This is a genomic window from Streptomyces sp. NPDC001536 (assembly GCF_042894505.1).
In the GTDB taxonomy this organism is placed as follows: domain Bacteria; phylum Actinomycetota; class Actinomycetes; order Streptomycetales; family Streptomycetaceae; genus Streptomyces.
On sequence record NZ_JBIAVQ010000001.1, the window covers coordinates 465,557 to 486,225 of the forward strand.

18 protein-coding genes are annotated in these 20,669 nt (G+C 71.2%); 11 read left to right on the forward strand and 7 right to left on the reverse strand.

Annotation, left to right across the window (positions count from 1 at the left end; translation table 11 throughout):
• Positions 1 to 9 precede the first annotated feature (9 nt).
• From ACFY0U_RS02195 to ACFY0U_RS02210, 4 genes are read left to right on the forward strand one after another with little or no spacing between them, the layout of a single operon-like run.
• On the forward strand, positions 10 to 969 hold the full coding sequence (locus tag ACFY0U_RS02195) for an ABC transporter permease (RefSeq protein WP_388628880.1): 960 nt from the start codon (positions 10 to 12) through the stop codon (positions 967 to 969).
• Positions 966 to 2,861, forward strand: a complete 1,896-nt coding sequence (locus tag ACFY0U_RS02200; RefSeq protein ID WP_388628883.1) for a dipeptide/oligopeptide/nickel ABC transporter permease/ATP-binding protein — start codon at positions 966 to 968, stop codon at positions 2,859 to 2,861. The genes ACFY0U_RS02195 and ACFY0U_RS02200 overlap by 4 nt, the downstream gene beginning before the upstream one ends.
• Positions 2,858 to 3,883: an ABC transporter ATP-binding protein gene (locus ACFY0U_RS02205; RefSeq protein ID WP_388628886.1), complete on the forward strand. Its 1,026-nt coding sequence runs from the start codon at positions 2,858 to 2,860 to the stop codon at positions 3,881 to 3,883. Before ACFY0U_RS02200 ends, ACFY0U_RS02205 begins: the two co-directional genes overlap by 4 nt.
• Positions 3,883 to 4,818 (forward strand): dihydrodipicolinate synthase family protein, encoded by a 936-nt coding sequence (locus ACFY0U_RS02210; protein ID WP_388628889.1) that lies wholly within the window; start codon positions 3,883 to 3,885, stop codon positions 4,816 to 4,818. Before ACFY0U_RS02205 ends, ACFY0U_RS02210 begins: the two co-directional genes overlap by 1 nt.
• A gap of 10 nt (positions 4,819 to 4,828) precedes the next feature.
• Here the strand turns inward: ACFY0U_RS02210 and ACFY0U_RS02215 are convergent, their stop codons facing one another.
• The 5 genes from ACFY0U_RS02215 to leuA form a co-directional block, all read right to left on the reverse strand.
• Positions 4,829 to 5,509 carry a response regulator gene (locus ACFY0U_RS02215; RefSeq protein WP_388628892.1) on the reverse strand — a complete coding sequence of 227 codons (681 nt, stop codon included), beginning with the start codon at positions 5,507 to 5,509 and terminating at the stop codon, positions 4,829 to 4,831.
• The gene (locus tag ACFY0U_RS02220) at positions 5,506 to 6,717 is read right to left on the reverse strand and encodes a sensor histidine kinase (RefSeq protein WP_388628894.1); all 1,212 of its coding nucleotides are present in this window, start codon (positions 6,715 to 6,717) and stop codon (positions 5,506 to 5,508) included. The genes ACFY0U_RS02215 and ACFY0U_RS02220 overlap by 4 nt, the downstream gene beginning before the upstream one ends.
• Before the next feature lie 73 nt (positions 6,718 to 6,790).
• Positions 6,791 to 8,881 carry an MMPL family transporter gene (locus ACFY0U_RS02225; protein WP_388628897.1) on the reverse strand — a complete coding sequence of 697 codons (2,091 nt, stop codon included), beginning with the start codon at positions 8,879 to 8,881 and terminating at the stop codon, positions 6,791 to 6,793.
• A gap of 168 nt (positions 8,882 to 9,049) precedes the next feature.
• Positions 9,050 to 9,745, reverse strand: a complete 696-nt coding sequence (locus tag ACFY0U_RS02230) for a TerB family tellurite resistance protein (RefSeq protein WP_388628899.1) — start codon at positions 9,743 to 9,745, stop codon at positions 9,050 to 9,052.
• Positions 9,746 to 9,985: 240 nt separating this feature from the next.
• Complete coding sequence (gene leuA / locus ACFY0U_RS02235; protein ID WP_388628902.1) at positions 9,986 to 11,707, reverse strand: 2-isopropylmalate synthase; 1,722 nt, start codon at positions 11,705 to 11,707, stop codon at positions 9,986 to 9,988.
• Between the two features lie 319 nt (positions 11,708 to 12,026).
• Between leuA and ACFY0U_RS02240 the strand changes: the two genes are divergently transcribed.
• The 4 genes from ACFY0U_RS02240 to ACFY0U_RS02255 are packed head-to-tail and all read left to right on the forward strand — an operon-like array spanning position 12,027 to position 15,989.
• A complete protein-coding gene (locus ACFY0U_RS02240) occupies positions 12,027 to 13,097 on the forward strand; it encodes a M4 family metallopeptidase (RefSeq protein WP_388628904.1) in 1,071 nt (356 codons plus the stop codon).
• Between the two features lie 21 nt (positions 13,098 to 13,118).
• Positions 13,119 to 13,385 carry a protealysin inhibitor emfourin gene (locus ACFY0U_RS02245; RefSeq protein WP_388628907.1) on the forward strand — a complete coding sequence of 89 codons (267 nt, stop codon included), beginning with the start codon at positions 13,119 to 13,121 and terminating at the stop codon, positions 13,383 to 13,385.
• Positions 13,386 to 13,443: 58 nt separating this feature from the next.
• Positions 13,444 to 14,754 (forward strand): GH1 family beta-glucosidase, encoded by a 1,311-nt coding sequence (locus ACFY0U_RS02250; protein WP_388628910.1) that lies wholly within the window; start codon positions 13,444 to 13,446, stop codon positions 14,752 to 14,754.
• Positions 14,751 to 15,989, forward strand: a complete 1,239-nt coding sequence (locus tag ACFY0U_RS02255) for an MFS transporter (protein WP_388628913.1) — start codon at positions 14,751 to 14,753, stop codon at positions 15,987 to 15,989. Before ACFY0U_RS02250 ends, ACFY0U_RS02255 begins: the two co-directional genes overlap by 4 nt.
• 42 nt (positions 15,990 to 16,031) lie before the next feature.
• Here ACFY0U_RS02255 and ACFY0U_RS02260 read toward each other — a convergent pair whose 3' ends face one another.
• Entirely contained in the window at positions 16,032 to 16,889 is an 858-nt protein-coding gene (locus ACFY0U_RS02260) for an NAD-dependent epimerase/dehydratase family protein (protein WP_388628916.1), read from the reverse strand.
• 119 nt (positions 16,890 to 17,008) lie between these two features.
• Here ACFY0U_RS02260 and ACFY0U_RS02265 point away from each other — a divergent pair, with 119 nt between their 5' ends.
• Positions 17,009 to 17,863: a helix-turn-helix transcriptional regulator gene (locus tag ACFY0U_RS02265; protein ID WP_388628919.1), complete on the forward strand. Its 855-nt coding sequence runs from the start codon at positions 17,009 to 17,011 to the stop codon at positions 17,861 to 17,863.
• On the opposite strand, the gene era is transcribed toward ACFY0U_RS02265, so the two are convergent.
• Positions 17,860 to 18,822 (reverse strand): GTPase Era, encoded by a 963-nt coding sequence (era, locus tag ACFY0U_RS02270; protein ID WP_388628922.1) that lies wholly within the window; start codon positions 18,820 to 18,822, stop codon positions 17,860 to 17,862. The genes ACFY0U_RS02265 and era overlap by 4 nt on opposite strands.
• A 153-nt stretch (positions 18,823 to 18,975) precedes the next feature.
• Here era and ACFY0U_RS02275 point away from each other — a divergent pair, with 153 nt between their 5' ends.
• Both ACFY0U_RS02275 and ACFY0U_RS02280 read left to right on the forward strand, forming a co-directional pair.
• Entirely contained in the window at positions 18,976 to 20,310 is a 1,335-nt protein-coding gene (locus ACFY0U_RS02275; RefSeq protein ID WP_388628924.1) for an ammonium transporter, read from the forward strand.
• Positions 20,307 to 20,645, forward strand: a complete 339-nt coding sequence (locus tag ACFY0U_RS02280) for a P-II family nitrogen regulator (RefSeq protein WP_171146372.1) — start codon at positions 20,307 to 20,309, stop codon at positions 20,643 to 20,645. The genes ACFY0U_RS02275 and ACFY0U_RS02280 overlap by 4 nt, the downstream gene beginning before the upstream one ends.
• Positions 20,646 to 20,669 lie beyond the last annotated feature (24 nt).

Genomic DNA, 20,669 nt, shown 5'->3' on the forward strand with positions numbered 1-20,669 from the left:
AGCCTCACGGTGATCACCGTCGCCAGGATCCTGCTGCGCCGTCTCGCCCTGCTCGTCCCGCTGATGCTCGGCATCGTCCTGTTCGTGTTCCTGGTGATGCGTTTCTCGGACGCCGACCCGGCGTCCGCGTTCTTCCAGGGCGCCAACCCGACCCCGCAGCAGCTGCACGACTTCCGCGAACAGAACGGCCTCCTCGACCCCCTCCCCGTCCGCTACGTCGATTTCGTCGCCGACCTCCTCCACGGCGACCTGGGCACCAGCGCCCTGACCAGGGCACCGGTGGTGGAGCAGGTCACCACGGCACTCCCGCTCACCCTCCAGCTCACCTTCCTGGGCCTGGGCATCGCGGTGGTGCTCTCGCTTCTGGGCGGTGTCACCGCGGCCATCTACCGCGACCGGCTGCCCGACCAGGTCATCCGGGTCGTCTCCCTGACCGGCGTCGCGGCCCCCGGCTTCTGGCTGGCGCTGCTGATGATCCAGTACCTGGCGGTCGACCTGGGCTGGTTCCCGACCGGCGGCTACATCAACCCGGCGGACTCCTTCACCGGCTGGCTGAAGACGATGACGCTCCCGGCGCTCGCGCTCTCCCTCCCGGTGGCGGCCCAGCTGACCCGGATCGTGCGCACGGCCGTGGTGGAGGAGCTGGACAAGGACTACGTCCGCACAGCGATCGGCAGCGGGCTGCCACCGCATGTGGTGGTGGGCCGCAACGTGCTGCGCAACGCCCTCATGAACCCCCTGACCGTGCTGGGCCTGCGCGTCGGCTATCTCCTCGGTGGCGCGGTCGTGATCGAGACGATCTTCTCCCTGCCGGGGATGGGAAAGCTGATGATCGACGCGGTGAAGAACGGTGACCCTGCGGTGGTCCAGGGCGTGGTCCTGACGACCGCGATCGGCTTCGTCGTGGTCAACCTGGTCATCGACATCCTGTATCTGCTGGTCAACCCGCGTCTGCGGGAGGCGACATGACATCGCGACGCCTGCCCCCGCTGTCCAGGGTCGCCGTCTGCTTCCTGGCCGTGGTGGTCCTCGTGGCCCTCTTCGCCCCGCTCCTCGCGCCTCACGACCCGCTGGACCAGCAGGCGTTGGCCGACGGCACGGGCCGGCCGTCCGCCGCGCACTGGATGGGGCAGGACAGCCTCGGCCGGGACATCCTCAGCAGGCTGATGTACGGGGCGCGCTGGTCGCTGGCGATCGGTCTGGGCGCGACGGGGCTGGCCCTGCTGGTCGGCGCGCTCCTGGGAGCCGTGGCGGCCACCTCCCGCAAGGGGGTCGACGAGACGCTGATGCGCTGCCTGGACGTGGTGATGGCGTTCCCGGGGATCGCCCTGGCGGCCGTGCTCGTGGCCGTCTTCGGCGGCGGCATCACGGTGCTGATCTGCGCGATCGCGTTCCTGTTCACACCGCCGGTGGCACGGGTCGTCCGGGCGAACGTCCTCGACCAGTACGGCGAGGACTATGTGACGGCGGAGAAGGTGATCGGCGCCCGGACCCCGCACATCGTGATCCGTCACGTGGCGGTCAACTGCGCCGCCCCCGTGCTGGTGTTCTGCACCGTGATGGTCGCCGAGGCCATCGTCTTCGAGGCGTCTCTGTCCTTCATCGGGGCGGGCGTACGGCCACCGGACCCCTCGTGGGGCAGTGTCATCGCGGACGGCAAGAACATGGTGCTGACCGGGGGCTGGTGGGCGACGGTCTTCCCCGGCCTGCTGATCCTGCTGACCGTGCTGTCGCTGAACATCCTGTCCGAGGGCGTGTCGGACACCTGGGCGGCACCACCGGCACGCGAGGTGGACCCCGCGCACAAGGACGCCCTCGAAACCCCGGAGCCCGGCAGCGGCGAGGTCGTACCACTGCCCGGCCTCACGGCGGCGGCCGCACGGCTGCGCGCCCGGGCCCGCCCGCGCGTCGAGGCGGGGCAACCGGTGCTCGCGGTGGAGAACCTCACCATCGGCTTCCAGGACGGCGTGGACATCGTCGACGGCATCGGCTTCGAGGTGCAGCCCGGCGAAGTCCTGGGCCTGGTGGGCGAGTCGGGCTGCGGGAAATCGCTGACGGCGCTGACGGTGATGGGCCTGGAGCCGAAGGGGGCCCGGGTGCGCGGCCAGGTCCGCTTCCATCAGCGCGACCTGCTGGCCGAGCCGATGCGGGTACGACGTCGGCTGCTCGGCCACGAGATGGCGATGATCTACCAGGACGCGCTGTCCTCCCTGAACCCGGCGATGACGATCAGGGCCCAGCTGAAGCAGCTGGTACGCCGCGGAGGCCGCCGCGGCCCGGCCGAACTGCTGACCATGGTCGGCCTGGACCCCGACCGCACCCTGCGCAGCTACCCGCACGAACTCTCCGGCGGCCAGCGGCAGCGCGTCCTGATCGCCATGGCGCTCTCCCGCGACCCGAAGCTGATCATCGCCGACGAACCGACGACCGCGCTGGACGTGACGGTCCAGGCACAGGTGATGGAGCTGCTGCTCAGGCTCCGCGAGGAGCTGGACTTCGCCCTCGTCCTCGTCTCGCACGACCTGGCCCTGGTCGCGGACATCACGGACCGCGTGATCGTCATGTACGGCGGCCAGATCGTGGAGACGGGCGTGACGGCCGACCTCGTGGAGGCCCCGGCCCACCACTACACACGCGGGCTGCTCGGCAGTGTGCTGTCGCTGGAGTCGGGTGCGGAGCGCCTGACGCAGATCAAAGGTGTGGTCCCGTCCCCGGCGGACTTCCCGGCGGGCTGCCGCTTCACGGACCGGTGCCCGAGGGCGAGCGAGGTGTGCTGGACGACGGCACCGGACCTGCGGGGCGCGTCGACGCACACCACGGCCTGCCATCATCCGGCGGCGGAACTGGAGGCGGCCGAGTGAGCACGCTGGTGGAACTCTCCGACGTCCACATGGTCCACAAGGCCCGCAGCGGCGGTCTGTTCACCCGGGACAGGGTGTACGCCCTGACCGGCGCGGATCTCACGGTGGCGCCCGGCGAGACGGTCGGTGTGGTCGGCGAGTCCGGGTGCGGCAAGTCGACGCTGGCGAAGGTGCTGGTGGGGGTGGTACGGCCGACGTCGGGCGCGGTGCTGTTCCAGGGCCGCGACCTGTGGACGATGAACGCGGCCGAGCGGAGGGCGGCGGTCGGCCGGGGCACCGGCATGATCTTCCAGGACCCGTCGACGGCCCTGAACCGCCGGCTGCCGGTGCGCCGCATCCTGCGGGACCCGCTGGATGTGCACGAGGTGGGTTCGAAGGCCGAACGCGAGTCCCGCGTAGAGGAGTTGCTGGGGCTGGTGGGTCTCCCCCGCCCGCTGGGCGACGCGCTGCCCGGCCAGCTGTCGGGCGGACAGCGCCAACGGGTGGCGATCGCGAGGGCGTTGGCGCTGGACCCCGGTCTGCTGGTGGCGGACGAACCGACGAGCGCCCTGGACGTGTCGGTGCGGGCCCAGATCCTCAACCTGCTCCTCGACCTGAAGGAACGCCTCGGCCTGGCCCTGGTGTTCGTCTCCCACGATATCCAGACGGTACGGCGGATGAGCGACCGCGTGATCACGATGTACCTGGGCCGGATCGTGGAGGAGACCCCGGCGGCCCAGGTCACGGACGCGGCCCGCCACCCGTACACCCGGGCCCTGTTCTCGGCGACTCCGGGCCTGCTGCACCCGCTCGCCCCGATCCCGCTGGCGGGCCCGGTCCCCTCGGCGACCCGTCCCCCCAGCGGCTGCCCGTTCCGTACCCGCTGCTGGAAGGCGGACGCGGAGTGCGCGGCCCGGATGCCGGACTTCTCGGCCGCGTCGGCCCCTGGACACCGCTTCCGCTGTCACCATCCGGTGGAGGAGGGTGAGCAGACCCTCGACCTGGTGCGCGTACGCCAGAACCACGAGAACAGGGAGCCCTGATGACGATCCCCGCCCCCCTGACCGGTGTCGTCCCGCCCGTCTGCACCCCCCTGACACCGTCACGCGAGGTGGACGTCCCGTCGCTGCTCCGGCTGGTCGACCATCTGGTGGAGGGCGGGGTGCACGGACTGTTCGTGCTCGGTACGTCGTCGGAGGCGGCCTATCTGACGGACCGGCAGCGCCAGTTGGTCGTGGAGACGGTGACGGGCCATGTCGGTGGCCAACTCCCGGTGCTGGCGGGCGCGATCGACATGACGACACCCCGCGTACTGGACCACGTGGCCGCGGTGACGGCGGCGGGCGCGGACGCGGTGGTCGTGATCTCACCCTTCTACACGAGTACGCACCCCGCGGAGATCGCCCGCCACTACCGTCTGATCGCCGCCGCGAGCCCGGTACCGGTCCTCGCCTACGACCTCCCCGGCGCCGTCCACACCAAGCTGCCCGCCGAGTTGGTCCTCTCCCTCGCCGCCGAAGGCGTGCTGGCCGGCCTCAAGGACTCCAGCGGCGACCTGGCGGCGTTCCGCGAGGTCGTCGTCGGCGCGAGGACCCGGGGCGACATCAACGGCTTCAGCGTGCTCACCGGGTCCGAACTGATCGTGGACTCGGCCCTCGCGGCGGGCGCGGACGGGGCGGTGCCGGGGCTCGCGAACGTCGATCCGGCGGGGTACGTACGGCTGGACCGGCTGTGCCGGGTGGGCGACTGGGAGCGGGCCCGGGTGGAGCAGGAGCGGTTGGCTGCGCTGTTCGGGATGGTGCGGGTGGGGGATCCGGCGCGGATGGGGGCCAGTTCGGCGGCACTGGGGGCGTTCAAGGCCGCGCTGCATCTGCGCGGGGTCATCGCGTGCCCGGCGATGGCGGAGCCTCAGGTGCCGTTGTCGGAGGCGGAGGTCGAGCGGGTGGGGAAGTTCCTGGCGGGGGCAGGGCTGCTGTAGTCCGGCGAGGCTAGCCCTCGCGCACACTCCCCGGTGTGACCATCCCCGACTCGTACGCGACGATCACCAGCTGCGCCCGGTCCCGCGCCCCCAACTTGCCCATGATCCGGCTGACATGGGTCTTCGCGGTCAACGGGCTCAACCCCAACGCCTCGGCGATCTCGGCGTTGTTGAGTCCCCGGCCGACCAGCACGAGCACCTCGCGCTCGCGTTCCGACAGGCACTCCGGACCGCCCGAGAGCACCGGCGGCGACGCCGGTGTCTGGCTCAGCAGGCGGGCGATCAGACGGGCCGTCGGCCCGGGCGACAGCAGCGACTCGCCCGCCGCCACCGTACGGATCGCGTCCAGGAGCTCCGCCGGTCTGGTGTCCTTCACCAGGAACCCGGACGCGCCCGCGCGCAGCGCCTCGACGATGTACTCGTCGGTGTCGTACGTGGTCAGGACCAGCACCTTGACCCCGGCCAGTGCCTCGTCCGCCGCGATCAGCCGGGTCGCCTCGATGCCGTCGACGTCGGGCATCCGGATGTCCATGACGACGAGGTCGGGCCGTGCGCGCCGCGCCAGGTCCACCGCCTCCCGGCCGGTCGCCGCCTCCCCCACCACCTCCATGTCCCGCGCCGACTCGACGAGCATCGCGAACGCGGCCCGTACGAGGGTCTGGTCGTCGGCAAGCAGCACACGGATCGTCATACGGCCCTCTCCAGCACAGTCGTCAACGGCAGTACCGCCGTCACCGCGAACCCGCCCTCCGGCCGCGGCCCCGCGTCGAGTGTGCCACCCACGCTGCGGGCCCTCTCCCGCATGCCGACGAGCCCGAAACCGGCGCCCTCGGAACCGGCCACCGGGCCCGTGCCGTCGTCGGTCACCGACAGCCGCAGGGCGCCCTTCTCCTCGTAGACCTCGACGGAGATCACCGGTTCGGGTCCCGCGTGCCGGACCGCGTTCGTCAAAGCCTCCTGGACGATGCGGTAGGCGGCCGCGCCGACGGCGGGGGGCGCCTCACGGACCCGTACGGTCCGCTCGACCCGTGCCCCCGTCTGGCGGGCCGTCTCGACGAGGTCGGCAAGGCCGTCGAGGCCGGGCAGCGGGCCGCGGACGTCCCCGACGGCGCCCTGTTCGCGCAGCACCTCCAGCGTCGTCCGCAACTCTCCGCGCGCCGAACGGCAGGTCTCCGCGATGTCCTCCAGCGCCTTGGCGACCGTCTCACGGTCGAGGCGTTCGGGGTCCGTGGCGAGCACGTGCGCGGCCACCGAGGTCTGCACGCCGATCAAGGTGATGCTGTGGGCGAGCAGGTCGTGCAGGTCCCGGGCGATCCGCAGGCGTTCCTCCGCGACCCTGCGCCGGGCCTCCTCCTCGCGGGTGCGTTCGGCGCGTTCGGCGCGTTCGACGATCGCGCCGATGTAGTTGCGGTGCACGCGGACCGCCTCGCCCGTGATCGCGCACGCCAGGATCCAGCCGGAGATGCGCAGCAGCTCGATGCCCCGGTCCGGGTTGATGGTGGTCAGCATGATCACGCTCAGGGCGAGCAGGGTCGGCACCACGGCCAGGGTCCGGCGCCGCGGACCGGCCACCGCGAGCGAGTAGATGGCGACCATCGTGACCGCGATCAGCCCGGAGTGCGCGTTCCCCAGGGAGTGGTAGGTGCCCTCCACGACGATGAGCGCGAGGAGCACCCCCATCGGATAGTGCCGCCGCCAGGCGAGCGTCAGCGCCGAGAGGCCGAACAGCGTCCAGCCGGTGACGTCCGGCGTGTGCGCGTCGGAGCCCTGCGCCACGAACGCCAGCGGCACCGACGCCAGGCCGACCCCCACCGCGAACAGCCAGTCGCGCCGGGCGGGCCGCACCAGCCGCCTGCCGACAGGGGCGAGTTGCTCCTTGGTGGTCACCACGTGCTCCATCCTCGCCGATCCGGCCCGAGGCCGGACCCCCTGGGCATGAGCCCGGAGATCCGGCCGACTGCGCACGTGCTGTTCAGCGCATCCCCGCGGGCTCCGCCACCGGCTCGGGCGACTCCTCGCCGCCCGCTGCCGGCTCCTTCGACAGCGCGCCCGGCCACCACACCTTGCGCCGCAGCGCCACGCTCGCGCTGGTGACCAGATACGTCCGGACCAGGAAGGTGTCCAGCAGCACCCCGACCGCGATGACGAAGCCCAGCTCCACCAGTTGCAGCATCGGCATGCTGGTCAGCACCGCGAACGTCGCCGCCAGGACCAGGCCCGCCGAGGCGATGACCCCGCCCGTCGTACGCAGCGCCATCAGCGCGGCCTGCGCCGGTTCGGTGCCCTTCAGGGACTCCTCGCGCATGCGGTGCATCAGGAAGATGCCGTAGTCGACGCCCAGGGCGACCAGGAAGACGAAGGACAGCAGGCCGAGTCCCGGGTCGGTGCCCTCGAAGCCGAAGAGCGGGCCGAAGACCAGGCCGCCGATGCCGAGCGCCGCGCCCCAGACCGCGACCACGGCCGCCACCAGGATCAGCGGCGCGACGATCGACCGCAGCAGGGCGATCAGGATCAGCAGCACGGAGGCGAGGACGAGCGGTACGACGACCAGCCGGTCCCGGGCGTTGGTGTCCTTCAGGTCGAGCTGCTCGGCGCTCGGTCCGCCGACGTAGGAGCCGTCGAGGCGGTCGCGCAGTTCCTTGATGGTGGCGGTCTCCCCCGCCGACTGGGGTGCGGAGGACGCGATGACGGAGAGCTCCGTCCAGCCGTCGCCGCTGCGGCCGCGGGTCGCGCTGTCGACGCCGGGGGTGTCCCGGGCCTCGGCCAGGGCGGCGTCGGCGCGGTCGGTGGGGGCGATGACGGAGATCGGCTGGGTGCCGCGCTCCGGATAGGCCTTGCCCAGGGTCTCCATGGCGGCGACCGCCTCGGGCTTGCTGGTGAAGGAGTCCTCCTGCTTGAGGCTGCCGGGGAGGTTCAGCGCCCCGAGCGACAGGGCGCCGAGCAGCACCGCGCCGCCCGCGAGCACGGTCAGCGGCCGGCGCCCGGCGGAGCTGCCCATCGCGGCGAACAGCGACCGGCGGACCTTGGGCGTGCTGCCGTAGCGCGGCACCAGCGGCCAGAAGACGCGGCGGCCGAGCAGGACGAGGATCGCGGGCAGCAGGGTCATCATCGCGGCCAGCGCGCACAGGATGCCGACCGTGCCCAACGGGCCCATGCCGCGGCTGGAGTTGAGATCCGCGGCCAGGAGGCAGAACAGACCCGCGGCGACCGTCCCGGAGGAGGCCAGCACCGCCGGGCCGCAGCCCTTCAGCGCGGCGACCATCGCGTCGTAGGGCCGCTCGATGCGCCGCAGCTCCTCCCGGTAGCGGGAGACGAGCAGCAGGGCGTAGTCGGTGCCCGCGCCGAACACGAGGATCGTCATGATGCCGGAGCTCTGGCCGGACACGGAGGTCCCGAACCCCTGGTTCAGCCCGTAGGCGACCCCCATCGACAGATAGTCGGCGATGCCGGCGACGGCGAGCGGGACCAGCCACAGGAACGGGCTGCGGTAGATGAGGATCAGCAGCAGCGCCACGACGGCGGCGGTGGTGTAGAGCAGGGGCCCGTCGAGGGAGTTGTAGACTTCGCTGGCGTCGGTCGCCAGGGCGCCCTCGCCGCCGACGTCGACGCTCAGCCCGTTCTCGCCCTGGGCGATGTCCCGTACGTCGTTGACGAGTTGGTCGCGCTTCTTCTCGTCGGTGCCCGGCTCGGTGCTGGCCACCGGGTACATCAGGGTGGTGCCGTCCTTGGACGGGACGCCCTGCGGCTTCGCGGTGAGCGGGTGCGCGCTCGCGATCTCGCCGATCTGGTCGGCGGCCGTGGCCCGGTCCGCCGCGGTCAGTCCGCCGTCACGGTGGTAGACGACGACCATCTGGGTCGTCTCGCCGCCGGGCAACTGGTCCTGGATCTTGGCGACCTGGGTCGAGTCGGCGCTCGCCGGCAGATAGTCGACGGCCCGGTCGCGCTGCACGTCCGCGAGCTTCGACGCGAACGGCGAGGTGAGCGCCAGCACGGCGACCCACAGTCCGAGCACGAGCCAGGGCACGGCACGCCGTCCCCTGATGGTTGTCCTTGCGGCCCCCATGAGTCGGGCCTCCCCTCGGTCGGTTGTCTGGTCCGGTTCCAGACTCCCGGCGGCCGGGGGCCGATTCGTCGGGCGGCAGGGCGAGTTGGGGGTTACTGCGGAGGGCGTCCCTCAGGGGCCGTTACTCCCCGGGGAGTAGCGGCCGGAGTACGACGACGTAGGCGATGGTCACGACGGTGTACGCGCCGCCACCAGCAGCCGCGTCACATCGTCCGCGCAGATGGTGAGCGCGGCACCGACCGTCGCGAGGGCGTCGCGCTCCGCGGGGGTGTACGGGCCGTCGGCGAGGGCGATCCGGGCGCCCTGGAGGAGGATCGACTCCCGGCCGCCGGGGGCCAGGTGCGGGGCCAGCGGGTCCAGCGCCTCGTGGAGCTCTATGGCAAGGCCGGCCCCGCAGGGCTCGCCGAAGACCCGTCCGGTGTCCGCGGCCAGCGCCTCGACCAGCGCCCCGAGCTGGTCCTCGGTGCAGTCGTCGAAGCCGGCGGCGCGGACCGTGCAGGCGGCGGCCTCCAGCGCCGTACGGGAGCAGGTGCCGCCCGCGGCGAGCACCGCGAGGGCGACGGTGTGGACGGCGTCGCGGAGCATCGCGGAGAAGCGGGTGGTGGTCGGGTGGTCGAGGACGTCGGTGCCGAAGTGGCTCTTGCAGGCGGCGCACTCCACGACCGGGCCGGTCTCCCCGCGCGGCAGCACGGGCATGCCGAGGAGGGTGAAGCGGCGCCTCCCGGTCAGCCGCTGGTAATTGCGGTCGCCGCCGCAGCCGGGGCAGAAGAACTCCCCGTCGCCCACGGGCGTCCACGCGGTGCGGGTGCCCAGAAGGCGCGCAGCCCTGGCGGCCTGGCCGTTTCGTCCCCGTCCTGGCAGCACGTCGCACCTCCGCGTAACGGCACGGCAACATCGCCGTGCTGGCGTGATGTTAGCCACATCAGGGAGGCAGAGTCAGCACCCAGGACGAGACCTTTCCGTGACCCACACAGCAGATTGGCCGAAAAGTGCCGGGCACGGTGACGCGCCTAGGGGCGCGGGGCTGTATCAATAGCGGCTCCGCCGCGGGGCGCGACCAGCCACAACGGACCCGCAGCCGCCACGCAGCCCCCGCGGCACCCCTTAGCGCGCAGCCCTGTTGACCGCCGAGACAACCGCCTTCAGCGACGCACGAGTCGTGTTCGCATCGATCCCGATACCCCACAGGATCTTGCCGTCGATCGCGCACTCGATGTAGGACGCGGCCTGCGCGGACGCCCCCTCGCTCATCGTGTGCTCCTGGTAGTCCAGCAGCCGTACGTCGATCCCGATGGACTGCAGCGCGTCGAAGAAGGCCGAGATCGGACCGTTCCCGGATCCGGTCAGGACCGTGTCCTGACCATCCACCGTGGCCTCCACCTTCAGCGTGTCCACGCCGTCGGTGTCGGTGGTCGACTGGTTGTTCTTGACCTGGACCCGGCCCCACGGGTTCTCGGGGTTCGGCAGGTACTCGTCCTGGAAGACGTTCCAGATGTCGGAGCCGGTGACCTCGCCGCCCTCGGCGTCCGTCTTGGCCTGGATGAGCTTGGAGAACTCGATCTGCATCCGGCGCGGCAGGTCCAGCTTGTGGTCGTTCTTCAGGACGTACGCGATACCGCCCTTGCCGGACTGCGAGTTGACGCGGATGACGGCCTCGTAGGACCGCCCGACGTCCTTCGGGTCGATGGGCAGGTAGGGCACGGCCCACTCGATGTCGTCGACCGTGACCCCGCGAGCCGCCGCGTCGGCCTCCATGGCGTCGAAGCCCTTCTTGATGGCGTCCTGGTGGGAGCCGGAGAAGGACGTGTAGACCAGGTCGCCCACGTACGGGTGGCGCGGGTGGACCTCCATCTGGTTGCAGTACTCCCACGTACGACGGATCTCGTCGATGTCGGAGAAGTCGATCTGCGGGTCGACGCCCTGGGAGAACAGGTTCATGCCCAGGGTGACCAGGTCGACGTTGCCGGTGCGCTCGCCCTGGCCGAACAGACAGCCCTCGACGCGGTCGGCGCCGGCCATCAGCGCCAGCTCGGCGGCGGCGACGGCGGTGCCGCGGTCGTTGTGCGGGTGGACGGAGATGACGACGTGCTCGCGGCGGGAGATGTTGCGGCTCATCCACTCGAAGCGGTCCGCGTGCGTGGAGGGGGTCGAACGCTCCACCGTGGCGGGCAGGTTGAGGATGATCTCGCGGCCCGGACCCGGCTGGTAGACGTCCATCACCGCCTCGCAGACCTCCAGCGCGAAGTCCAGCTCGGTGTCGGTGAAGATCTCCGGCGAGTACTGGTAGCCGAATTCCGTCTCCGGGCCCAGCAGCTTCTCGGCGTACTCCATCACCAGACGGGTGCCGTCGACGGCGATCTGCTTGATGTCGTCCTTGGAGCCGCGGAAGACCACGCGGCGGAAGACGGGGGCGGTGGCGTTGTACAGGTGGACGGTCGCCCGCTTGGCGCCCTTCAGGGACTCCACCGTGCGCTCGATCAGGTCCTCGCGGGCCTGGGTCAGTACGGAGATGGTGACGTCGTCGGGGATCGCGCCCGGCTCCTCGATGATGGAGCGTACGAAGTCGAAGTCGGTCTGCCCGGAGGCCGGGAAGCCGACCTCGATCTCCTTGTAGCCCATCTTGACCAGCTGGTCGAACATCCGGCGCTTGCGCTCGGGCGACATCGGGTCGATCAGGGCCTGGTTGCCGTCGCGCAGGTCCGTGGAGAGCCAGCGGGGGGCGACGGTGATCCGGTTGTTCGGCCAGGTGCGGTCCGCGATGTCGACCTGGTCGTACTGGCCGTACTTGTGGATCGGCATGGCACTGGGCTGCTGGCGGTTCGCCATGATGCGGGGGCTCCTCAGGATGTCCGGAAGGACGGCCGACGACGCAACGCCAAGCTCCGCGGGGAGGGAGTCGACCTGGACTACAGGCCCTCGCCGCGGCAGCTAAGAAGAAGCAGCCCGAAACGCATGATGCGAAGCATGCTAGCCGAGCCGCTGCCCGCGCGAGGCGCCGTATCAGTATGCGGGACCAGGGGGATCAATGGGACAAAACGTGCGCCATACCACTTGAGGGCGGCTTACCTGGCTCCTTATCCCCACATTTCACCAATCATGGTTGCGGGTAGTGACAGCGGCATAACACAGTGCAATGGTGCCGGGCATGACGACCCACGGGGGCTATGAGCCCGTCTTCTGCACCGTCGTACCACCGCACGTCCTCGACAAGCTCGCCCAGGCCGAGGACCCCGCGCTCGCCGGTCCCGCCCGCCGGACCCTGGAGCGCGACGCCTTCGAGCGCACCCACCGCCGGCTGACCACGGTCGTCGGCGCACCCTCCGTCGCCGCGCCGCCCGGCGCCGAGGCGGGCAAGCCGCACCGCACCGTCTACGACGCCCGGCACCGCACCGACCTGCCCGGCAAGAAGGTCCGCACCGAGGGCTCGGAGCCCGGCAAGGACGCCACGGTCAACCGCGCCTACGCCGGCCTCGGAGCCACCTTCGACCTGTTCCTGGCGGCGTACGAACGCGACTCCATCGACGGAGGCGGCCTCCCCCTGGACGCCACCGTCCACTACGAGGAGAACTACAACAACGCCTTCTGGAACGGCAAGCAGATGGTGTTCGGCGACGGCGACGGCGAGATCTTCCTCGACTTCACCATCCCGATCGACGTCATCGGCCACGAGCTCGCCCACGGCGTCACCCAGTACACGGCCAACCTCACCTACTTCGGCCAGCCCGGCGCCCTCAACGAGTCGATGTCCGACGTCTTCGGCTCCCTCATCAAGCAGCACACCCTCGGCCAGACCGCCGCCGAGGCCGACTGGCTCATCGGCGCGGGCCTGCTCGCCCCGCGCGTCACCGGCTCCGCCCTGCGCTCCATGAAGGCCCCGGGCACGGCCTACGACGACGACGTCCTCGGCAAGGACCCGCAGCCCGCGACCATGGACGACTTCGTCCGCACCGGCCGCGACAACGGCGGCGTGCACATCAACTCGGGCATCCCCAACCACGCGTTCTACATCGCCGCCACCACCCTCGGCGGCCACGCCTGGGAGCGGGCCGGGCAGATCTGGTACGACGTCCTGACCGGCGGCCGGCTGAAGAGCGACGCCCTCTTCACCGACTTCGCCACGCTGACGGTCGACGCGGCCAAGGAGCGCTACCAGGACGGCGAGGAACTTCAGGCCGTACTGAAGGCGTGGGAGCAGGTCGGGGTGCGCACGGCGTAGTTCCGTACTAGACACGGACCCATGCGTATTCGAGTGAGCCGTACGGGTGGATTCGCGGGCATCGAGCGGCATGCCGAGGTGGACACCTCGGGGCGGCCCGACGCCCACGAGTGGCACGCCCTGGCCGAGAAGGCGCTCGCCGGCGGCCGGGGCACGCCGCCCATCGGGGTGCCCGACGGTTTCGCCTACGAGATCACCGTGGACGGCCGCACGGTCTACGCCGCCGACCCGCGGCTGACCGAGGAGCAGCGCAGGCTGATCTCGCGGGTTCTGAAGGAAGGGGCGTAACCGGTTGTTCATTCCCGCCCGTTGACTTCCGTTACCAGCGGTACGGATGATCCGGCGCATGGCGACTGAAGAGCACCCGATACCCCAGTTCCCGGCCGGCTTCCTGTGGGGCGTCTCGACCTCGGCCCATCAGATCGAGGGCGCGGCGGAGCTGCGCGAGCCCTCCGTGTGGGACGCCTTCACGGCCGAGCCGGGACGGGTGAAGGACGGCTCGACGGCGGCGGTGGCCGTCGACCACTACCACCGCTACCGCGAGGACGTGGCGCTCCTGGCCGCCCTGGGCGTGGACGCGTACCGCTTCTCGATCTCCTGGCCGCGGGTGCGCGCGGAGGGCGGCCTGGACTTCTACGACCGGCTGGTCGACGAGCTGTGCGCGGCGGGCGTACGACCGGTGCCGACGCTCTTCCACTGGGATCTGCCCGTCACGCTGGACTGGCTGGAGCGGGACACCGCGGCGCGCTACGCGGAGTACGTCTCGCTCGTCGCCGACCGCCTCGGTGACCGCGTCAAGAAGTGGATCACCATCAACGAGCCCGCCGAACACACCCTGTTCGGCCACGCGTTGGGCGCGCACGCGCCCGGCAAGCAGCTGATGTTCGACGCGCTGCCGGTCGCCCACCACCTGCTGCTGGCCCACGGACTGGGCGTCCAGGCCCTGCGCGCGGCCGGCGCCACGGACATCGGCATCGCCAACTCGCACGGTCCGACGTGGCCGGCGTCGCAGGAGCCCGCCGACGTCGAGGCCGCGGACTTCTACGACGTCCTGCTGAACCGCCTCTTCGCCGACCCGGTCCTGCTGGGCGAATACCCCGCCGGTCTGGGCGAGTTGATGCCGGGCGACGTGGCGGCCGACCTGAAGGTCATCGGGGAACCGCTGGACTTCTACGGCGTCAACTTCTACGCGCCGACCAAGGTGGGCGCTCCGCAGGGCGCGGACATCGAGTTCGGCGGACTGACGATCCCGGCCGAACTCCCCTTCTCCGTCCGGGAGATCAAGGACGTCCCGGTGACCGACTTCGGCTGGCCGGTGGTGCCCGAGGCGCTGACGGAACTCCTCACCGGCTTCCATGAGCGCTACGGCGGCCGTCTCCCGCCCGTCGTCATCACCGAGAACGGCTGCTCGTACGACGGGGTCCACGACCGGGCCAGGATCGACTACCTGGACGGTCATCTGCGCGCGCTGCACCGGGCGGTCGAGGCGGGTGTGGACGTACGCGGCTACTTCGTGTGGTCGTTGATGGACAACTTCGAGTGGGCCGAGGGCTACGCCCAGCGGTTCGGGCTCGTGCACGTGGACCTGGACACCCAGGAACGGACACCCAAGGACTCGTACGGCTGGTACCAGGAGCTGCTCCGGGCCCAGAGATGACCACGGCCCTCACCGAGCCGGCCGACCGGGTCGGCCGGGGCTGGACGACGGCGCTCTCACTGGCCAACGTGGCGATCTGGGTGGGCTGGTACGGCCCGCTCCAGATCCTGCTGGCCCGGCAGGCGGAGGACTTCGCACCCGGCACCGGGATGTCCAAGGAGACGCTGCTGGCGTGGGTGACCGGGGTGGGCGCGGTGGTGTCGCTGGCCGCGAACCCGTTCTTCGGCGCGCTGTCGGACCGCACCACGCACCGCCGGGGCCGCCGTACGCCGTGGATCGTGGCCGGTGCGGCGGGCGGCGCGCTGTCGCTGCTGGTGCTCGCGGGGGCGGGCGGGCTGTGGCTGATGATGCTCGGCTGGTGCCTGGTCCAGCTGACCCTCAACGCGGCCTTCGCGGCGGTGACGGCGGCGGTGCCGGACCGGGTGCCGCGGTCGCAGCGGGGTGCGGTGGGCGGCTGGCTGGGGGCGGCGCAGATCCTCGGCGCGGTCGCCGGTACGGGGCTGGCGACGGCGGCAGGCGGGATCGCGGCGGGGTATGCGGCCTGTGCGGTGTTCACGCTGGCGGGTGTCCTGCCGTACGTGCTGCGGTACGAGGATCTGCGACTGCCGGTGACGGACCGCCCGGCGTGGTCCGCGAAGGCCTTCCTGCGCGGCTTCTGGCTGAGTCCGCGCCGCTACCCGGACTTCGGCTGGGCCTGGCTGACGCGCTTCCTGATCAACCTCAGCAACGCGCTGGTGATCCTCTACCTCCTCTACTACCTGCGGGACCGGCTGCACCACGACGACCCCGAACAGGGCGTGCTGATCCTGACCGCGGTGAACAGCGTGACGCTGCTGGCCACGGTCGTGGTGGGCGGTGTCTGGTCGGACCGGCTGGGCCGCCGCAAGCCGTTCGTGCGGTGGTCCGGGGTGCTGATGGCGGCGGCCACGGCCCTGCTGTCGGTGTGGCAGACCTGGCCGAGCGCGATCGTCGTGGCGGCGCTGCTGGGCGTGGGCCTCGGGGTGTTCATGTCGGTCGACTTCGCGCTGATGACCGACGTACTGCCCAAGGCGCGGGACCGTGGCAAGGACCTCGGCGTCATCAACGTGGCCAACGCCCTCCCCCAGGTCGCCGCCCCCGCCCTCGCCGCACCGATCGTGACGCACCTGGGCGGATACCGGGTGCTGTATCTGGTGGCGGCGGTGGTGGGGCTGGCGGGGGCGGTGCTGGTGGGGAGGATCAGGGGGGTGGATTAGAGGGGTGGATCAGGGGGGCGGATCAGGGGGTGGGTCAGCCGATCACAGCGCTCCGGCGTCCCGGGCCGCCCAGACGCTGGGGTACAGCGGGCGGAATCCGAGCTCCCGGCGGATGCGCTCGGTGGAGGTGATGCCGAGCCACGGGTCGGGATCCGTGCGGTCGTGGAGTTCGGCGGGGACCTCGACGCCGTTGAGCTCGTGCAGTTCGAGCGCCGTGACGGGGGCGTCGTCAGAGATGTTGTAGATCCGGCCGGCGACTCCCGGCGCGTGCAGGAGACGCAGCAGGCCCTGGGCGACGTCCGCGTGATGGACCATCTGCAACCGCTGGACCGACGCCCAGTTCCGGGCCCACATCAGCGACTGGGCCAGATGCGGATCGCCCTCGCCGTACACGAAGACGAGCCGGCCGACCCGTACGTCCAGGCCCTCCAGGTCCAGCAGTTCCCGTTCGGCCGCCACCTTCGACTCGGTGTAGGCGCCCCACATCTCGCCGCCGGGCCGGATCTCGTCCTCCTCGGTCAGCGGCCGTCCGCGTCCCTCGCCGTACACCAGCCCCGAGCTGACCTGCACGAAGCGCCGCACCCCGGCGGCGAGCGCGGCACGGCCCAGTTCGACGGCCGCGTCCCGGTTGACGGCCCAGGCCTCCTCGTCCGGCACCCCGCGGAAGGAGGCCGCGACGTTGACGACGGCGTCCACCCCGGCGACCGCCTTGCCGAGCACCGCCTCGTCCCGCAGGTCCCCGACCACGGCCTCGGCGCCCGCCTCGGCGAACCGCTCCCCCCGTTCCGCGTCCCGCACCAGCACCCGTACCCGCTCCCCCGGCCGGGTCTGCGCCAGCAGCCTGGGGACGAACCGCCGGCCGACCTGTCCTGTCGTCCCTGTCACCAACGTCAGCGTCATCATGTGCTCCTCTCGTCGGTGACCAGCCTCGGCCGGACCGGGAGACGGCGGGAGAGACCTCCCGATCGGGGGACCGGCAGTCCCTGGCTAAACCGGGCGGACTGCCGCAGCCTGGACGGGTGAACCGAGCCGAACTCGCCGACTTCCTGCGCCGTGGCCGTGCCCGGCTGGAGCCCTCGGACGTGGGGCTGCCTCCCGGGGCCCGCCGCCGCACACCGGGGCTGCGCCGGGAGGAGGTGGCGGCGCTGGCCGGCATGTCCGTGGACTACTACACGCGCCTGGAACAGCGCAGGGGCCCGCACCCGTCCCGCCAGATGCTGACGGCACTGGCCCGCGCGCTGCGCCTGACGGACGACGAGCGGGACCATCTGTTCCACCTGACGGGCGAGGAACCACCACGCCGGGGAGGTACGTCGGCACATGTGCGCCCGGGGCTGCTGCTGGTCCTGGACCGCCTGCACGACACCCCGGCGATGGTCGTGAGCGACACCGGCGAGCTGCTGACGCAGAACGCGCTGTCGAGCGCGCTCAGCGGGGACGTGGGCGCCCGTCCGCCCCGGGAGCGCAACCTGCTCCGCCGCTTCTTCCTGGACCCGACCGCCCGGGAGCTGTTCCCCGCGGAGGACGTGCCCGACCACGCCCGCGCCCATGTGGCGAACCTGCGAGCGGTGGCGGCGGCCCGCCCCGACGACCCGGAGCCGGCCCGGCTGGTGGCCGAACTCCGCTCATCCAGCGAGGAGTTCGCCCGCCTGTGGGACGCCCACGAGGTCGCGGTACGCCGCCGGTCGACGAAACGCTTCCTGCATCCCGCGGTGGGTCTCCTGGAACTGGACTGCGAGATCCTCCTCACCCAGGACGCCCACCACACCCTCATCATCCACACGGCCCGCCCGGGCACGGAGTCCCACGAGCGGTTGCAGCTGCTGCGGGTGGTGGGGTCGCAGGACCTGTCCCCTCGGGGAGCGACCCCCTAGAAGCCCAGCTTCCGCAACTGCCGAGGATCCCGCTGCCAGTCCTTCGCCACCTTCACATGAAGGTCCAGGAAGACCGGAGTACCAAGCAGGGCCTCGATCTGCTTGCGGGACTTGATGCCGACTTCCTTGAGGCGCTTGCCCTTGGGGCCGATGATGATGCCCTTCTGGCTGGGGCGCTCGATGTAGACGAAGGCGTGGATGTCGAGGAGGGGCTTGTCGGCGGGGCGGTCCTCGCGGGGGAGCATCTCCTCCACCACGACCGCGATGGAGTGGGGGAGCTCGTCGCGGACGCCCTCCAGCGCCGCCTCCCGGATCAGCTCCGCGATCATGACCTGCTCGGGCTCGTCCGTGAGGTCGCCCTCGGGATACAGCGCGGGGCCCTCCGGCAGCAGCGGCACGATGAGGTCGGCCAGCAGATCCACCTGCTGGTCCGCGACCGCCGAGACGGGAACGATCTCGGCCCACTCGAACCCGAGCTCCTTGCCGAGCTGGTCGATGGCGATGAGCTGCTCGGCGAGCGTCTTGGAGTCCACGAGGTCCGTCTTGGTGACGATCGCGATCTTCGGCGTCTTCTTGATCGACGCCAGCTCCTTCGCGATGAAGCGGTCACCGGGACCCAGCTTCTCGTTCGCGGGCAGGCAGAACCCGATCACATCGACCTCGGCCCACGTCGTGCGCACGATGTCGTTCAACCGCTCACCCAGCAGCGTGCGCGGCTTGTGCAGCCCAGGCGTGTCCACCAGGATCAGCTGCGCGTCCGGCCGGTGCACGATCCCGCGTACGGTGTGCCGCGTGGTCTGCGGCTGGTCCGCGGTGATGGCCACCTTCTGGCCGACCAGAGCATTCGTGAGGGTGGACTTGCCCGCGTTGGGACGGCCCACGAAGCAGGCGAAGCCCGCACGGTGGCCGGACTCGGCGGACTGCTCGGATGACTGGCTGCGAACGCTCATGGCGCCCATTCTCCCTGATCCCCGGAGCCCCGCCGCACAACCGTCCACACCCGCCCCCGACGGTGAGATCCCGGTAACCCGCACGCAACGAAACGTCACGGAAACACATCGGTACACATCCGGTAACGCACACCGGTGAACCTCTGACGAGCCCCCACCTCGATGGAGACTCCCGTGACCCTCGCCGCCCCCCTCGCCGCCGGGCGTATCGACACCGGTGACACCGCCTGGCTGCTGGCCGCCACCGCCCTCGTCCTGCTGATGACCCCGGGCCTCGCCCTGTTCTACGGCGGCATGGTCCGCACGAAGAGCGTCCTCAACATGCTGATGATGAGCTTCGTGTCGATCGCCCTGGTGACCGTCGTATGGCTGGCCGCGGGCTACTCCCTCGCCTTCGGCGACGACGTCGCCGGCGGGCTCATCGGCGGCCTCGACCACGCCGGCATGTCCGGCCTCGGCCCCGACAGCGTCCAGGGCACCGTCCCCACCCTGCTCTTCGCCACCTTCCAGCTGACCTTCGCGATCATCACCGCCGCGCTGATCAGCGGCGCGATCGCGGACCGCGCGAAGTTCGGCGCGTGGCTGGTCTTCGTCCCGGTGTGGGCGCTGCTCGTATACGTTCCCGTCGCCCACTGGGTCTGGGGCCCGGGCGGCTGGATCCTCGACAGGCTCGGCGCCCTGGACTTCGCGGGCGGTCTCCCGGTCGAGATCACCTCCGGCGCCTCCGGTCTGGCCCTGTGCCTGGTCCTGGGCCCGCGCCTCGGCTTTAAGAAAGACGCCATGCGTCCGCATAACCTCCCAATGGTCATGCTCGGCGCGGGTCTCCTCTGGTTCGGCTGGTTCGGCTTCAACGCCGGCTCGGCGCTGGGCGCCAACGGACTGGCCGCGGCCGCCTTCCTCAACACCCTCGCGGCCGGCTGCACGGGCCTGCTGGGCTGGCTGTTCGTGGAGCAGATGCGCGACGGCCACCCCACCACCCTGGGCGCCGCGTCCGGCGCGGTCGCCGGTCTCGTCGCGATCACCCCGTCCTGCGGCTCGGTCTCCCTGCTCGGCGCGCTGGTCGTCGGCCTCGCCGCCGGTGTCGTCTGCTCGTACGCCGTGGGCTGGAAGTTCAAGCTGAACTACGACGACTCCCTGGACGTCGTCGGCGTCCACCTGGTCGGCGGCGTCATCGGCACCCTTCTCATCGGCGTCTTCGCCGTCGAGTCGATGACCGGCGGCACCGAGGGGCTCCTCTACGGCGGTGGCCTCGCCCAGCTCGGCAAGCAGCTGGTGGCGGTGATCGCCGTGGGGACGTACGCCTTCGTGGTGACGTACGGCATCGCCAAGGTGATCGACAGGACGCTGGGCCTGCGGGCGGACGAGGAGCAGGAGCACACCGGCCTCGACCTTACGGTGCACGCCGAGACCGCATACGATCACGGCGTCCTGGGCCACGGCGCCCCGGTCAGCTCCTCCGTCGTTCCCTCCGCCCAGAAGGTCAAGCCCCAGGCATGAAGCTCATCACCGCGATCGTCAAGCCGTACCGCCTCGACGAGGTCAAGACGGCGCTCCAGGAGCTCGGCGTACACGGGCTGACCGTGACCGAGGCCAGTGGCTACGGCCGTCAGCGCGGCCACACCGAGGTGTACCGCGGCGCCGAGTACCAGGTCGACCTGGTGCCCAAGGTCCGTATCGAGGTCGTCGTCGACGACGCCGACTCCGAGGCCGTGATCGACGCGATCGTGAAGGCCGCGCACACCGGCAAGATCGGCGACGGCAAGGTGTGGGCCCTGCCGGTCGACACCGTCGTACGCGTGCGGACGGGCGAGCGCGGCCCGGACGCGCTCTGAACCGGAGCGTCACGGGGGCGAGCG

Bases quoted from the DNA above. Each gene is read 5' to 3' on its own strand.
- ACFY0U_RS02200 (WP_388628883.1), top strand. From the start codon at position 966: ATGACATCGCGACGCCTGCCCCCGCTGTCCAGGGTCGCCGTCTGCTTC.
- ACFY0U_RS02250 (WP_388628910.1), top strand. From the start codon at position 13,444: ATGGCGACTGAAGAGCACCCGATACCCCAGTTCCCGGCCGGCTTCCTG.
- ACFY0U_RS02275 (WP_388628924.1), top strand. From the start codon at position 18,976: ATGGAGACTCCCGTGACCCTCGCCGCCCCCCTCGCCGCCGGGCGTATC.
- era (WP_388628922.1), bottom strand. From the start codon at position 18,822: ATGGGCGCCATGAGCGTTCGCAGCCAGTCATCCGAGCAGTCCGCCGAG.
- ACFY0U_RS02255 (WP_388628913.1), top strand. From the start codon at position 14,751: ATGACCACGGCCCTCACCGAGCCGGCCGACCGGGTCGGCCGGGGCTGG.
- ACFY0U_RS02240 (WP_388628904.1), top strand. From the start codon at position 12,027: ATGACGACCCACGGGGGCTATGAGCCCGTCTTCTGCACCGTCGTACCA.
- ACFY0U_RS02280 (WP_171146372.1), top strand. From the start codon at position 20,307: ATGAAGCTCATCACCGCGATCGTCAAGCCGTACCGCCTCGACGAGGTC.
- ACFY0U_RS02245 (WP_388628907.1), top strand. From the start codon at position 13,119: ATGCGTATTCGAGTGAGCCGTACGGGTGGATTCGCGGGCATCGAGCGG.
- ACFY0U_RS02215 (WP_388628892.1), bottom strand. From the start codon at position 5,509: ATGACGATCCGTGTGCTGCTTGCCGACGACCAGACCCTCGTACGGGCC.
- ACFY0U_RS02220 (WP_388628894.1), bottom strand. From the start codon at position 6,717: ATGGAGCACGTGGTGACCACCAAGGAGCAACTCGCCCCTGTCGGCAGG.
- ACFY0U_RS02260 (WP_388628916.1), bottom strand. From the start codon at position 16,889: ATGACGCTGACGTTGGTGACAGGGACGACAGGACAGGTCGGCCGGCGG.
- ACFY0U_RS02210 (WP_388628889.1), top strand. From the start codon at position 3,883: ATGACGATCCCCGCCCCCCTGACCGGTGTCGTCCCGCCCGTCTGCACC.
- leuA (WP_388628902.1), bottom strand. From the start codon at position 11,707: ATGGCGAACCGCCAGCAGCCCAGTGCCATGCCGATCCACAAGTACGGC.
- ACFY0U_RS02225 (WP_388628897.1), bottom strand. From the start codon at position 8,881: ATGGGGGCCGCAAGGACAACCATCAGGGGACGGCGTGCCGTGCCCTGG.